9 protein-coding genes are annotated in these 13,665 nt (G+C 72.6%); 6 read left to right on the plus strand and 3 right to left on the minus strand.

The window, feature by feature from the left end; translation table 11 throughout:
• Window positions 1–516 precede the first annotated feature (516 nt).
• A complete protein-coding gene (locus tag AB0F58_RS12215) occupies window positions 517–900 on the plus strand; it encodes a hypothetical protein (RefSeq protein ID WP_357141888.1) in 384 nt (127 codons plus the stop codon).
• Window positions 901–914: 14 nt separating this feature from the next.
• Here AB0F58_RS12215 and AB0F58_RS12220 read toward each other — a convergent pair whose 3' ends face one another.
• A complete protein-coding gene (locus tag AB0F58_RS12220; protein ID WP_357141891.1) occupies window positions 915–1,295 on the minus strand; it encodes a cytidine deaminase in 381 nt (126 codons plus the stop codon).
• A gap of 333 nt (window positions 1,296–1,628) precedes the next feature.
• Between AB0F58_RS12220 and hrpA the strand changes: the two genes are divergently transcribed.
• Window positions 1,629–5,735, plus strand: a complete 4,107-nt coding sequence (hrpA, locus tag AB0F58_RS12225) for an ATP-dependent RNA helicase HrpA (RefSeq protein ID WP_357141894.1) — start codon at window positions 1,629–1,631, stop codon at window positions 5,733–5,735.
• A gap of 20 nt (window positions 5,736–5,755) precedes the next feature.
• Here hrpA and AB0F58_RS12230 read toward each other — a convergent pair whose 3' ends face one another.
• Window positions 5,756–6,682, minus strand: coding sequence for a LysR family transcriptional regulator (locus tag AB0F58_RS12230; RefSeq protein ID WP_357141897.1), 927 nt, complete (start codon window positions 6,680–6,682; stop codon window positions 5,756–5,758).
• 78 nt (window positions 6,683–6,760) lie between these two features.
• Between AB0F58_RS12230 and AB0F58_RS12235 the strand changes: the two genes are divergently transcribed.
• The 4 genes from AB0F58_RS12235 to AB0F58_RS12250 all read left to right on the plus strand — a co-directional run bounded on the left by AB0F58_RS12235 (window position 6,761) and on the right by AB0F58_RS12250 (window position 12,407).
• Window positions 6,761–7,450 (plus strand): succinate dehydrogenase cytochrome b subunit, encoded by a 690-nt coding sequence (locus tag AB0F58_RS12235; RefSeq protein WP_357141900.1) that lies wholly within the window; start codon window positions 6,761–6,763, stop codon window positions 7,448–7,450.
• Between the two features lie 2 nt (window positions 7,451–7,452).
• Complete coding sequence (locus tag AB0F58_RS12240; RefSeq protein WP_357141904.1) at window positions 7,453–9,390, plus strand: fumarate reductase/succinate dehydrogenase flavoprotein subunit; 1,938 nt, start codon at window positions 7,453–7,455, stop codon at window positions 9,388–9,390.
• Entirely contained in the window at window positions 9,387–10,142 is a 756-nt protein-coding gene (locus tag AB0F58_RS12245; RefSeq protein ID WP_357141906.1) for a succinate dehydrogenase/fumarate reductase iron-sulfur subunit, read from the plus strand. Before AB0F58_RS12240 ends, AB0F58_RS12245 begins: the two co-directional genes overlap by 4 nt.
• A gap of 558 nt (window positions 10,143–10,700) precedes the next feature.
• Complete coding sequence (locus AB0F58_RS12250; RefSeq protein ID WP_357141909.1) at window positions 10,701–12,407, plus strand: hypothetical protein; 1,707 nt, start codon at window positions 10,701–10,703, stop codon at window positions 12,405–12,407.
• 75 nt (window positions 12,408–12,482) lie between these two features.
• Here AB0F58_RS12250 and AB0F58_RS12255 read toward each other — a convergent pair whose 3' ends face one another.
• A complete protein-coding gene (locus AB0F58_RS12255; RefSeq protein WP_357142430.1) occupies window positions 12,483–13,658 on the minus strand; it encodes an ABC transporter permease in 1,176 nt (391 codons plus the stop codon).
• Window positions 13,659–13,665: the final 7 nt, after the last annotated feature.

Genomic DNA, 13,665 nt, shown 5'->3' on the forward strand with positions numbered 1-13,665 from the left:
ACGGGCACGGGGGCGCCCAGGCGGCGCGGGTCGACGCATCAGGGGTTTCCGACACGTGGCACGGGGGTGTCACGGGCGGGGAAGTATTGGGGGGGGCGGACCCGGGGCTCGTGCCCTGGCGGGTGCGCCAGCCATGTACAACGCCACCGGCCCGGCCCGCATTCCGCACGCGGTCCACCCGACCCTCGGGGGGCGGGGCGGCGGTGCTCGGGGGTGAGCCATCTCCAACGCCACCGGCCCGACCCGCATTCCGAGGCGGCGGCCCGGCCCGGGGGCGGGTCAGTGCTGCCTGGGGGGTGAGCCCGGTCCAACGCCCCCGACCCCGACCCGATTCCCGGCGGCACCCCGCCAGCGCATCCGGACGACGGTCACCGAACCGGACAATCCGCACGTCAGCCACCGCGGCGGGCCGGACAGCACCCTGTCGACCGGGATCAACCGGGCATGCCGCCATGATCCGCGCAGGTCCGGACAAGCGATTCGGGGTGGCTGGCGGGAGACATCTAGGGTCGGGGCATGACTGCGGGGCGGAACGGTTCGGGACGGCTGGTCGTGGCGGCTCTTCTCACCGCTCTGGGTGCCCTCGGTCTGGTCGCGCTCGGCTGGTGGCTGCGCGACTGGGAGTTCTCCACCGACCGGGGCAGGTTCCTCGACCCGTCGTGGTGGGCCGGTTCGATGACCACGGGCCTCGGCTACCTGGCGTTCGGCAAGGCCGGTTTCAAGATCGCCCTGGTCGCGGTCGGAGCAGTCGCCGCCGGGACGTTGTGGGCCCGGGGGCGGCGCGGGGGCGATCCGTCCGACGCCGCAGGGACGCGGGACGCCGACGGCACCGCCGGAGCACGGCCGGACGCGGGTGGGCGGCCGGACGCGGGTGCGCGGCCGGAGAGCGCCGAGGGCTGACCGGCGCTCCCGGCTCAGGCCGACGCCGCTGCCGACAGGTCGGCGAGGAACAGCACGCGCGGGTCGTCCATCGGACCGACGATCACCCGGATCGCCGGGAAGCAGTCGAGCACCACCGCCCGGCACCGTTCGCAGGGCGGCAGGATCTCCCGGCCCCGGTCCCCCACCGCGACGATCGTCTCCAGTTCGGCGACCCCCTGGGTCACGGCCGCCCCGACGGTCACCACCTCGGCGCAGGTTGCGCCGGTCGCGTGGTGCACGTTGACCCCGGTGAGGACCCGTCCCTGCGGCGTCCTCGCCGCGGCGGCCACGGTGTGCCGGGCACTACGGCAGCGCAGCCGGGCGACCGCGCCAGCGGCCTGCACCAGCGCCCGGTCGGTGTCCCGCATCGTCATCGCGTCCCCCCGTGGTCGGTCGGCGACCAACTGTAGACCGTGCGCGGAGCGCGCGGTGCCCCGTGTTCCCTCCACGCCAGACGGCGGCGGACGGCGGTAGCGGCCCCGTCCGGCCGGACCGGCAGGCCCGTGCCGGCAGGCCCACGCCGGCAGGCCCGTACCGGCAGGCCCACGCCGAGCAGGCCCGTTGGCCAGCCCGTGCCGGCAGGCCCGTTGGCCAGCCCGTGCCGGCAGCCCGTTGGCGGGCTACCGGCCGCGCCCCGGGTACTGCCGGCGGCGTCGGCGGTAACCCGGAAGCGGTCGGGCGGCGGGCTGCCTATCCTTGGCGACGACATGCAGAATCCTTCCGCCTCCGCCGCGCCCGAGAGCGCCCCCGAGCCCGCCGCCTCCCTCCGTGAGCTGCACCGCCGGGTCGCCGCGCTGATGTTCCGTGACCAGCGCCGCGTCCAACGCCGGCTGGACGGGGTACGCCGGCTGCGCGACCCGGCCCGGCGGGAGGCCGCGCTGGCCGAGATCGTGGCCGACGTAACCGGCGCGGAGGCACGGCTGACCGCCCGCCGGGCGGCCGTCCCGACGGTCACCTATCCGGCGGGTCTGCCGGTCAGTGAGCGCAGGGACGACATCGCCGCCGCGATCCGGGAGCACCAGGTGGTGATCGTGGCCGGCGAGACCGGCTCGGGCAAGACCACCCAGCTGCCGAAGATCTGCCTGGAGCTGGGGCGGGGCGTGCACGGGCTGATCGGGCACACCCAGCCCCGCCGGCTGGCCGCCCGGACCGTCGCCGACCGGATCGCCGAGGAGCTGGGTACCGAGCTGGGCGACGTGGTCGGCTACAAGGTGCGCTTCACCGACCAGGTCAGCGACCGTTCGCTGGTCAAGTTGATGACCGACGGCATCCTGCTGGCCGAACTCCAGACCGACCGGATGCTGCGCCAGTACGACACGTTGATCATCGACGAGGCGCACGAACGCAGCCTGAACATCGACTTCATCCTCGGGTATCTGAAACAGCTCCTTCCCCGCCGGCCCGACCTGAAGGTGATCATCACCTCGGCGACCATCGAGACCGACCGGTTCGCCCGGCACTTCGCCGCGCCGCCGACCGACGACGCGACCGAGGGGAAGCCCGCGCCGGTGGTGGAGGTCTCCGGGCGGACGTACCCGGTGGAGGTGCGCTACCGGCCGCTGGTGGAGGTCGCCGGAGCCGAGGACGACGAGGGCGACGACGAGGAGAACGTCCGCGACCAGATCCAGGCGATCGGCGACGCGGTCGAGGAACTGGCCGCCGAGGGGCCGGGGGACGTCCTGGTCTTCCTCAGCGGCGAGCGGGAGATCCGGGACACCGCCGAGGCGCTGGGCAGGCTGGTGGAGAAGAAGCGGTCGCTGTTCGGCACCGAGATCCTCCCCCTGTACGCCCGGCTCTCCTCCGCCGAGCAGCACCGGGTCTTCGCCCCGCACACCGGACGCCGGGTGGTGCTCGCCACCAACGTGGCGGAGACCTCGCTGACCGTCCCCGGCATCAGGTACGTGGTGGATCCGGGGACCGCGCGGATCTCCCGCTACTCCAGCCGGCTCAAGGTGCAGCGGCTGCCGATCGAACCGGTCTCGCAGGCCTCGGCGAACCAGCGCAAGGGGCGCTGCGGGCGTACCTCGGACGGGATCTGCATCCGCCTCTACGACGAGCCGGACTTCCTCTCCCGTCCCGAGTTCACCGACCCGGAGATCCTCCGGACCAACCTGGCCTCGGTCATCCTCCAGATGACCTCGATCGGGCTCGGGGACATCGCCGCGTTCCCGTTCCTCGACCCGCCGGACCGGCGCAACATCACCGACGGCGTGAACCTGTTGCACGAGCTGGGCGCGCTCGACCTGACCCAGACCGACCCGGCGAAGCGGCTCACCCCGCTCGGGCGGCGGCTGGCCCAGCTCCCGGTCGACCCCCGGCTCGCCCGGATGGTGGTGGAGGGCGAACGCAACGGCTGCGCCACCGAGGTCGTCGTGATCGCCGCCGCGCTCTCCATCCAGGACCCGCGCGAACGGCCGGCGGAGAAGCAGGCCCAGGCCGACCAGGCGCACGCCCGGTTCACCGACCGCGAGTCGGACTTCGTCACCCTGCTGAACCTCTGGCGCTACCTGCGCGAGCAGCAGCGCGACCTCTCCTCCAGCGCGTTCCGGCGGATGTGCAAGGCGGAGTACCTGAACTACCTGCGGGTGCGCGAGTGGCAGGACATCGTCAGCCAGGTGCGCCAGGTGCTCCGTACCCCGGAACCGGGTGAGGGGGGACGGGGCCGGCGCGGGCCGGCGCAGAGCACGGCGGACGGCGGCCGGCGCGACACGGCAGAGGGCGGCGGCCGGCGCGACCGGGGCGCGGACCTGCCGGAGGAGATCGACACCCCCAGGGTGCACCAGTCGCTGCTGGTCGGGCTGCTCTCCCACGTCGGCCTGAAGGACCCGCAGAAGCACGAGTACCTCGGCGCGCGGGGCGCCAAGTTCGCGGTCTTCCCCGGCTCGGCGCTGTTCAAGAAGCCACCGCGCTGGGTGATGGCGGCCGAGCTGGTGGAGACCTCCCGGCTCTGGGGCCGGGTGGCTGGCCGGGTCGAGCCGGAATGGGTCGAGCCGCTCGCTCAGCACCTGGTCAAACGCAGCTACAGCGAGCCGCACTGGGAGAAGAAGCAGGCGGCGGTCCTCGCCTACGAGAAGGTCACCCTCTACGGCATCCCGCTGGTCACCGCCCGGAAGGTCAACTTCGGCCGGATCGACCCGGGCCTGAGCCGGGAGCTGTTCATCCGGCACGCCCTGGTGGAGGGCGACTGGTCCACCCACCACCAGTTCTGGCGGGACAACCAGAAGCTGCGCGACGAGGTCGAGGAGCTGGAGCACCGGGCCCGCCGCCGGGACATCCTGGTCGACGACGAGACCATCTTCGCCTTCTACGACGCCCGGATCCCCGGCGACGTGGTCTCCGGCCGGCACTTCGACGCCTGGTGGAAGAAGGAGCGCCGGGAGCGGCCCGACCTGCTCACCTTCACCCGCGACCTGCTGGTCAACTCCGGCCGGGGTCCGGTGGACGAGGCGGACTACCCGGACCAGTGGCACTCCGACGGGGTGGCGCTGCCGCTGACCTACCGGTTCGAGCCGGGCACCCCGACCGACGGGGTGACCGTGGACATCCCGCTGCCCCTGCTCAACCAGGTGCCGGCGGAGACCTTCGACTGGCAGGTGCCGGGGCTGCGCGAGGAACTGGTGGTCGCGCTGATCCGCTCACTGCCCAAGGCGGTACGGCGCAACTTCGTGCCGGTGCCGGACTTCGCCCGAGCCGCCCTGGCCGCCATCACGCCGGGTGCGGAGCCGCTGCTCGACGCGTTGACCCGGGTGCTGCGCCGGATGACCGGGGTGACCGTGCCCCGGGACGCCTGGGACCTCGACCGGCTCCCGGCACACCTGCGGGTCACCTTCCGGGTGCTCGACGAGGAGGACAAGCCGGTCGCCGAGGGCAAGGACCTGCCGGCCCTGCAACGCCAGCTCAAGGCCGAGGTACGCCAGGTGGTCGCCGCCGCCGCGCCGGACGTGGCCCGCACCGGGCTGCGCGAGTGGAGCATCGGGACGCTGCCGCGCACCATCGAGCAGGTCCGGGCCGGCTACCGGGTCACCGCCTACCCGGCGCTGGTCGACGAGGGCGAGACGGTCGGGGTGAAGGTCTTCGACTCCGAGGCCGAGCAGGCGGCGGCGATGTGGGCGGGCACCCGGCGGCTGCTGCGCCTGACCGTGGCGAACCCGGCCAAGTTCCTCCAGGGACGGCTCTCCAACGAGGCGAAGCTCGCGCTGAGCCGCAACCCGCACGGCGGCGTCCAGGCTCTCATCGCCGACGCCACCGGGGCGGCGATCGACCGGCTGGTGGCCGACGCGGGTGGCCCGGCCTGGGACGCCGACGGCTTCGCCGCACTGCGCGACAAGGTCCGCGCCGAACTGGTGGACACCGTGGTCGAGGTGATGGACCGGGTCCGCAAGGTGCTCGCCGCCGCCCACGCCGTGCAGCAGCGGCTGTCCCGGACCACCGACCTGAACCTGGTGGCCGCGCTGGCCGACATCAAGGCCCAGCTCGCCGGACTGGTGCACGCCGGGTTCGTCACCGAGGCCGGTCACGCCCGGCTGCCCGACCTGCTGCGGTACCTCGCGGCGATCGAACGGCGGCTGGAACGGCTGCCGGGCAACCCGCAACGGGACCGCCAGCAGCAGGACCGGATCGCGGTGGTGCAGAAGGAGTACCAGGACATGCTGGCCGCCCTGCCGCCGACCCGACGCAACGCCGAGGCGGTCCGGCAGATCCGCTGGATGATCGAGGAGCTGCGGGTGAACGTGTTCGCCCAGGCGCTCGGCACCCCGTACCCGGTCTCGGAGCAGCGGATCTACCGGGCGATGGACGTGGCCGAGGGGCGCTGAGCCGGCCGCCCGGTCGCGGCTCAGAGCGGCACGACGCCGGACGGCAGGTTCCCCTGTTCGGTGGCGTCCCGGATGTGGTCGAGCAGGATCCGGCGCAGCGCCCGACCGGCGTGGGTGGGCACGGCGTCGCGCCGACGGGCCACCGCGATGGTCCGGTGCACACCGGGTGGGGCCAGCGGGGTGACCCGGATGCGGGGGCGGCGGGCGACCACGATGCCCGGCACCAGGGCCACCCCGAGCCCGGCCTCGACGAAGCTGAGCACGGCGTCCATCTCGCCGCCCTCGACGGCGAAGGAGGGTTCGAAGCCGGCGGCCCGGCACGCCTCCAGGGTCGCGTCGCGGATGTCGTAGCCCTGCCGGAACATCACCAGGGGCTGATCACGCAGGTCGGCGATGCGCAACTCGCCGGTGTCGGCGGCCGGGAGCGGGTCCAGGGAGGCGACCACCAGGCTCTCCCGCAGGATCGGGTCGGCCCGGAGCCCGGGGTCGGTGCCCTGGCCCGGCATGATGATCAGCGCCAGGTCGAGGTCACCGCGGAGCAGGTCCCGGACGAGGTCCTGGGAGCCGCCCTCCTCCACCCGCAGGTCCACGCTCGGGTACGCGGCGCGGAACCGGGCCAGCACCGGTGGGGCGAGCGAGGTGATCAGGCTGGGCGTGGCGCCGAGACGGACGCGTCCCCGGCGCAGGCCGACCAGTTCCTGCACCTCGCGTTGGGCCGTCTCCACGTCGGCGAGGATCCGTTTGGCGGAGGGGAGCAGCACCTCCCCGGCGGCGGTGAGGGCGATGTTGCCCCGGACCCGTTCGAAGAGCGGGGTGCCGAGGGACGTCTCCAGGGCGTGAACTTGCTTACTCAACGATGGCTGGGTGATCCCCACGAACTCGGCGGCTTGCGTGAAATGTCGTAGTTCGGCCACCGCCACGAAGTACCGGAGCTGATGGATCTGCATCTACATAGCCTATAGCTATACAAGCTGCGAGTTCGATGCATTGGACGACTGGTCGCACTTCCTCCTAGCGTCGATCGGGTGGTAGTCACGTCGTCCCGGTCGCCCGTCCGCTCCAGCGTCGGCCTGAAGGCCGTCATGGCGGTGACGGGCATCGTCCTGGTGCTCTTCCTCGTCGCGCACATGCTCGGCAACCTGAAGGTCTTCGCCGGCCAGACCTCGTTCGACCACTACGCCCACTGGCTCCGGGAGATCGGCGCACCGATCCTGCCCGGGGTCTGGTTCCTCTGGATCCTGCGGGTCGGCCTGCTCGGGGCGGTGCTGGGGCACATCGCGGCGGCCACCGCGCTCGCCCGGCGGGCCCGCGCCGCCCGCCCGGTCCGCTACGCCCACCGCGGGAAGGTGCGGGGCAGCTACGCCGCCCGGACCATGCGCTGGGGCGGCGTGATCATCCTGCTCTTCGTGATCTACCACATCCTCGACCTGACCACCGGGACGCTGAACCCGGTCGGCGACCCGGGCCGCCCGTACGCGAACGTGGTCGCCGACTTCGCCCCGTCGCGCTGGTACGTCACGCTCTGCTACACCCTGGCGATCGTCGCCGTCGGCCTCCACCTGCGGCACGGCCTGTTCAGCGCGCTGCGCAGCCTCGGCCAGCAGACCCCGCGCGGCGAGCGCCGGGCCCGGGTCGTCGCCCTGCTCTTCGCCGTCGCGCTCTGCGCCGGCTACCTGGTGGTGCCGTTCGCCGTACTCACCGGATTGGTGGACTGACCATGGATCTCTACCGCGAGGGCGACCCGATCGCCGACACCACGGCCCCCGCCGGCCCGATCGAGACCCGCTGGGAACGCCGCCGTTTCGAGGCCAAGCTGGTCAACCCCGCCAACCGCCGGAAGATGACGGTGATCGTGGTCGGCACCGGGCTGGCCGGCGGGTCGGCCGCCGCCACCCTGGCCGAGCAGGGCTACCGGGTGAAGAGCTACTGCTACCAGGACAGCCCGCGCCGGGCGCACTCGATCGCCGCCCAGGGCGGCATCAACGCCGCCAAGAACTACCGCAACGACGGCGACTCGGTGCACCGGCTCTTCTACGACACGGTCAAGGGGGGCGACTTCCGTTCCCGGGAGTCGAACGTGCACCGGCTGGCCGAGGTGTCGGTGAACATCATCGACCAGTGCGTCGCCCAGGGCGTGCCGTTCGCCCGCGAGTACGGCGGCCTGCTGGACACCCGGTCCTTCGGCGGCGCGCAGGTGCAGCGCACCTTCTACGCCCGGGGCCAGACCGGCCAGCAGTTGCTGCTCGGGGCGTACCAGGCCCTCGAACGGCAGATCGGGCTCGGCACGGTGGAGATGAACGCCCGGCACGAGATGCTGGAGCTGATCGTGGTGGACGGCCGGGCCCGGGGCATCGTGGTCCGGGACCTGGTGACCGGCGAGGTCTCGGGCGAGTTCGCCGACGCGGTGGTGCTGGCCACCGGCGGGTACGGCAACGTCTTCCACCTCTCCACCAACGCCAAGGGCTGCAACGTCACCGCCACCTGGCGGGCGCACCGCAAGGGCGCGTACTTCGCCAACCCCTGCTACACGCAGATCCACCCGACCTGCATCCCGGTCTCCGGCGACCACCAGTCGAAGCTGACCCTGATGAGCGAGTCGCTGCGCAACGACGGCCGGGTCTGGGTGCCGAGGGCCGAGGGCGACCGGCGCAGCCCCGGCGACATCCCCGAGGACGAGCGGGACTACTACCTCGAACGGATCTACCCGTCCTTCGGCAACCTGGTGCCCCGGGACATCGCCTCCCGGGCCGCGAAGAACGTCTGCGACGCCGGACGGGGGGTCGGTCCGACCGGGCTCGGGGTCTACCTGGACTTCGCCGACGCGATCGGCCGGCTCGGCCGCAAGGCCATCGAGGCGAAGTACGGCAACCTCTTCGAGATGTACGAGCGGATCACCGGTGAGGACCCGTACCGGGTGCCGATGCGGATCTACCCGGCCGTGCACTACACGATGGGCGGGCTCTGGGTCGACTACGACCTCCAGTCCACCGTCCCCGGACTCTTCGTGATCGGCGAGGCGAACTTCTCCGACCACGGAGCGAACCGGCTCGGCGCGTCCGCGTTGATGCAGGGCCTCGCCGACGGGTACTTCGTCCTGCCGAACACCATCGCCAACTACCTGGCCGCCGGCCCGTTCGAGAAGGTCGACGCGGGCCACCCGGAGGCGGTAGCGGCGCGCGCCGAGGTCGAGGACCGGATCGCCCGGCTGCTCGCCGTGAACGGCGACCGGACCGTGGACTCGTTCCACCGCGAGTTGGGCCAGATCATGTGGGAGCACTGCGGCATGGAGCGCAGCGCGGCCGGGCTGCGCACGGCGATCGACGAGATCCGGGCCCTGCGCGGGCAGTTCTGGCAGCGGGTCCGGGTGCCCGGCGACGGCGAGGGCCTCAACCAGTCGCTGGAGAAGGCCGGCCGGGTGGCCGACTTCTTCGAGCTGGCCGAGCTGATGTGCGTCGACGCCCTGCACCGGGAGGAATCCTGCGGCGGCCACTTCCGCGCCGAGCACCAGAGCACCGACGGCGAGGCGCAACGCGACGACGAGCGGTTCGCGTACGTGGCGGCCTGGGAGTTCACCGACGGCGACCGGCCCCCGGTGCTGCACAAGGAAGACCTGACCTTCGAGTACGTCCACCCCACGCAGCGGAGCTACAAGTGAACCTGACCCTGCGCATCTGGCGCCAGTCCGGCCCGAAGGACAAGGGTCGGATGGTGACCTACCGGGTCGAGGACGTCTCCCCGGACATGTCCTTCCTGGAGATGCTCGACGTGCTCAACGAGCGGCTGATCCTCGCCGGTGAGGAGCCGGTCGCCTTCGACCACGACTGCCGCGAGGGCATCTGCGGCATGTGCAGCCTCATGATCAACGGTGCCGCGCACGGGCCGCAGCGCGGCACCACCGCCTGCCAGCTGCACATGCGGCAGTTCTCCGACGGCGACACCATCGACATCGAGCCGTGGCGGGCCCGCGCCTTCCCGGTGGTCAAGGACCTGGTCGTCGACCGGGGCGCCCTCGACCGGATCGTCGCGGCCGGCGGGTACGTCACCGCGCCGACCGGCAGCGCCCCGGAGGCGCACGCCACCCCGGTGCCGAAGGACGACGCGGACGCGGCCTTCGCGTCGGCGGCCTGCATCGGCTGCGGCGCCTGCGTGGCCGCCTGCCCGAACGGGTCCGGGATGCTCTTCACCGCCGCCAAGGTCACCCACCTCTCGCTGTTGCCGCAGGGGCAGCCCGAGCGGTACTCCCGGGTGGTCGACATGGTCGACGCGCACGACGAGGCCGGCTTCGGCGGCTGCACCAACGCCGGTGAGTGCACGGTGGCCTGCCCGAAGGGCATCCCGCTGACCACGATCGGCCGGCTCAACCGGGACTACCTGAAGGCGACCGCGAAGCGCGGCGGCACCCCCTGAGGTTTCGTCCGGCGGGGCCGGCGGGGTGGATGTCGATCGAATTCCACCGGCGATAGCGAACGATTGGTGAACGTGGACAACCGTCGTCTCGCGGGTTTATGCCGCGTAAACAACGGTCGTTATGACGCAGGCCGGAAATAGCCGCACCAGAATCCCCGTCCCCCTGGTGCGCGAGCCGGCCGGCCGCCCCCTTCGCCACACTGTGGACACCTCTGTCCGCCCTGGTTGCCCCGTTCCCGGACAGCCGGCACCTTGTGCACCTTTGACCAGCTTTTGCGGGTGCCCGCCAATGCCCGCGCCCGCCGCCCGACACACGCTCCCGCCGGGCCGGAAGGTCAACCCACGAACCGTCTGCCGTTCCAATTTATTTAATGGTCGGAATCGATAGAACGCCATTCATGAGCGTGTTAGCGTCTCTCCCGCACGGCCCCGGAAAACGGTAACCCGATGCCCGGGTACACCCCGGTGAGTCGTGCGGCAACCCCTCCACTCGGCGGCGATCCCGGTGACCCCGTTCCGGGTTCCGCGCCGCTGGCGAACGTGTCGGAAGGAAGACAGATGCGTCGACTCCAACCACCAGGTCGACTACTGACCGTCCTCGTCGCCCTGGGCCTCGTGGCCACCTCCGCCGCCCCGGCCGTGGCCGAGGTCGACGCCGGGGGCGCACGGCCCCCGGAGAGCGTACGGCTGCTGGCCAAGGCCGCCGCCGACGAGTGCTTCGCCGGGATCGGCGTCGACTACCCGGCCGGGCCACCCTGCGCGGTGGGCCAGGAGAAGGTCAACCAGTCGTACGTCTGGGGCCTGGCCAAGGCCGGACGCAAGCTCTGGTTCGGCACCGGAGCCAACGTCCTCTGCCTCAAGCCGGAGGGCTACAACGTCCGGGAACCGATCCTGAACGACGACTACGCCTGCGAGTTCGCCAACAGCCAGCCCGCCCGACAGAACCCCGCCCTGCCGGCGAACCTCGGCGACCACCGGCCGCCGGAGGTCTACACCTACGACCTGGCTAACGAGCAGCTCACCGAGCGGACCGCCGCCATCACCGACGCCTCGCCGGCGGACGCCGCCCTGCTGCGGTCCACGGCCGGGCTGCGCAGCGGCGCCGCCCACCGGGGCGTCGTGCTGCTCGGCGGCCCCAGCGTCGTCGCCGGCATCAACCTGTTCGCCTTCGACAGCCTGACCGGCCGCTACCTCGGCTCGGCCAACCTCTCCGACTACGAGAACATCCGGCACTTCGCCGTCGCCGACGGCGTCCTCTACGCGGGCGTCGGGATGGGCACCAACGGCGGTGACTCCGGTCGGGTCCTGCGCTGGACGGGTGACCGGACCGACCCGTTCGCCTTCAGCGTGGTCGGTGAGCTGCCGACCCAGGCCGCCGACATCACCGCGCACAAGGGCCGGCTCTACGTCACCACCTGGCCGAAGGCGATCGTGGAGGGGGCCGCGACGGCCGCCGCCAACACCACCGACCTGGCCAGCATCTGGATGAGTCCGCCGCTGGCCGACGGGGATCCGGGCCTCACCCCGGGCGACGCCGCCGGCTGGACGCAGGTCTGGTCGCCCGCCGAGTACGAGCCGGACCCGGTGGTCCGGCGGGCGTACGCGCTCGGCGGTCTCGCCTCCTACGGCGGCTACCTCTACTGGGGCAGCATGCACGTCCCGCTCCAGGCCACCGCGCTGCACGTCAAGGTCTACCCGCCGAAGAACCAGCAGCAGCTCCAGGCCACCATCGAGAACACCCAGCGGGCGCTGGTCATGTTCCGGGGTCGGGACTTCGGCGGCACCGACGAGACGGTCGAGACGCTCTACGGCGAGTCCCAGCTCCCGGCGTTCGACGCGACGGCGAACAACGGCGTCGGCGCCTGGCGTCCCGTGCCGACCGGCGTGACCCCGCTGCACGGCGCATCCGGGTTCGGTGACCCCTACAACCTGTACGCCTGGAAGATGACGGTGGCCGCCGGACGGCTCTACGTCGGCACCATGGACTTCGCCTACATCGCGCTGGAGGGCGAGATGCCGACGGAGCCGGAGCCCGGCGTCGACCCGCCCACCTTCGGCTCCGACCTGTGGGTGTTCGACGCGCCGGGGCGGCCGGCCCGCGCGGTCGACAAGACCGGCTTCGGCAACCCCCTCAACCAGGGCGTACGGACCATGGTCGCGGAAGGCTCCACGCTCTACCTCGGCATGGCGAACCCGCTGAACCTGCGGACCGACCCGACCACCCACCTGGGCGGTTGGGAACTGCTCAAGCTGACCCGACGCTGACCCGACGCGGCGCCCGCCGGCCGGTGTCCCCACCGGCCGGCGGGCGCCGCCCGCGTCCCCCACGCGGGGTGTCCGTCAGGACGTCGCCAGGGCCTCGGTGGGCGACAGCCGGCTGGCCCGGATCGCCGGGTAGAGCCCGGCCACCGCGCCGATGACGATCGTCGCGCCGATGCCACCGGCCATCACCCAGAGCGGCACCACCGTCGGCCAGCCCTGGGAGAGGGCGTAGCCGGCGGTGACCAGGACCCCCAGCAGCACCCCACCCAGCCCACCGAGGGCGGACAGCAACAGGGACTCGGCGAGGAACTGGGTCCGGACCTGGCCCCGGGTGGCACCGAGCGCCCGGCGCAACCCGATCTCCGCCCGCCGCTCCAGCACCGAGATGACCATCGTGTTGGCCACCCCGACGCCCCCCACCAGCAGGGCCACCGCGCCCAGGCCCAACAGCAGGCCGGTGAACGCCTCGTCGGTGGCCTGCCGGGCGGCGAGCGCGTCCGACGGGCGGGACACCTGGATCTCGTTGGCCTGCTCCGGGTTGGCCGTCGCCGCCAACACCTCCCGTACCGCCTCGACGTGCTGCTCCGCCGAGCGGGTGTAGATCCGGGTCGGGTGCCCGTCCAGCCCGAGGTAGGTGGTGGCGGCCGGCCAGCCGACCAGCGCCGCCGAGTCGATCTCCGGGGCGAGCGGCACCGGCCGGAGGATCCCGATCACGGTGAACCACCGGCCGTCGACGTAGACCTGGATGTCCGGCCCGGCCGCGCCGAGCCCGAGCCGTTGCGCGGCGACCGCCCCGAGCACGGTGACCGGGTACCGGGCGGTGGCGTCGTTGAGCCAGGTGCCGTGGGCGACCGTGCCGCCGACGGTGTCCAGGACGTCCAGGGTGACCGCCTGGACACCCAGGCCGCCGGTCTGCGCCGCCGGGATCCGGTCGGAGCGGTAGACCGGCGTGTCGGCGAGCTGGGCCACCGCGGCGACCTGCTGCACCGGCCCGATCCGGGAGATCATCGCCACCGACTCGGTGGGCAGCTGGGCGTCGGCCCCGAAGAGGGTGCTGCCCGGCGCGACGGTGAGCAGGTTGGTGCCCAGGGCCGCCAGGGTCCGGTCCAGGTCGGCCCGGGACGACGAGGAGATCCCGACGACACTGATCATCGCCGCGATGCCGATGGCGATGCCCAGCGCCGAGAGGAAGGCCCGCAGCGGCCGGGTCCGCAGCCCCACGCCGCCGACCCGCAGCACGTCGCGCGGGTGCATCCGGGCG

Source organism: Micromonospora sp. NPDC023956 (genome assembly GCF_040639195.1).
Lineage (GTDB): Bacteria > Actinomycetota > Actinomycetes > Mycobacteriales > Micromonosporaceae > Micromonospora.

Excerpts from the sequence above, each read along its gene's own strand:
- AB0F58_RS12250 (WP_357141909.1), top strand. The coding sequence starts at position 10,701 with ATGCGTCGACTCCAACCACCAGGTCGACTACTGACCGTCCTCGTCGCC.
- hrpA (WP_357141894.1), top strand. The coding sequence starts at position 1,629 with ATGCAGAATCCTTCCGCCTCCGCCGCGCCCGAGAGCGCCCCCGAGCCC.
- AB0F58_RS12255 (WP_357142430.1), bottom strand. The coding sequence starts at position 13,658 with ATGCACCCGCGCGACGTGCTGCGGGTCGGCGGCGTGGGGCTGCGGACC.
- AB0F58_RS12220 (WP_357141891.1), bottom strand. The coding sequence starts at position 1,295 with ATGACGATGCGGGACACCGACCGGGCGCTGGTGCAGGCCGCTGGCGCG.
- AB0F58_RS12230 (WP_357141897.1), bottom strand. The coding sequence starts at position 6,682 with ATGCAGATCCATCAGCTCCGGTACTTCGTGGCGGTGGCCGAACTACGA.
- AB0F58_RS12215 (WP_357141888.1), top strand. The coding sequence starts at position 517 with ATGACTGCGGGGCGGAACGGTTCGGGACGGCTGGTCGTGGCGGCTCTT.
- AB0F58_RS12240 (WP_357141904.1), top strand. The coding sequence starts at position 7,453 with ATGGATCTCTACCGCGAGGGCGACCCGATCGCCGACACCACGGCCCCC.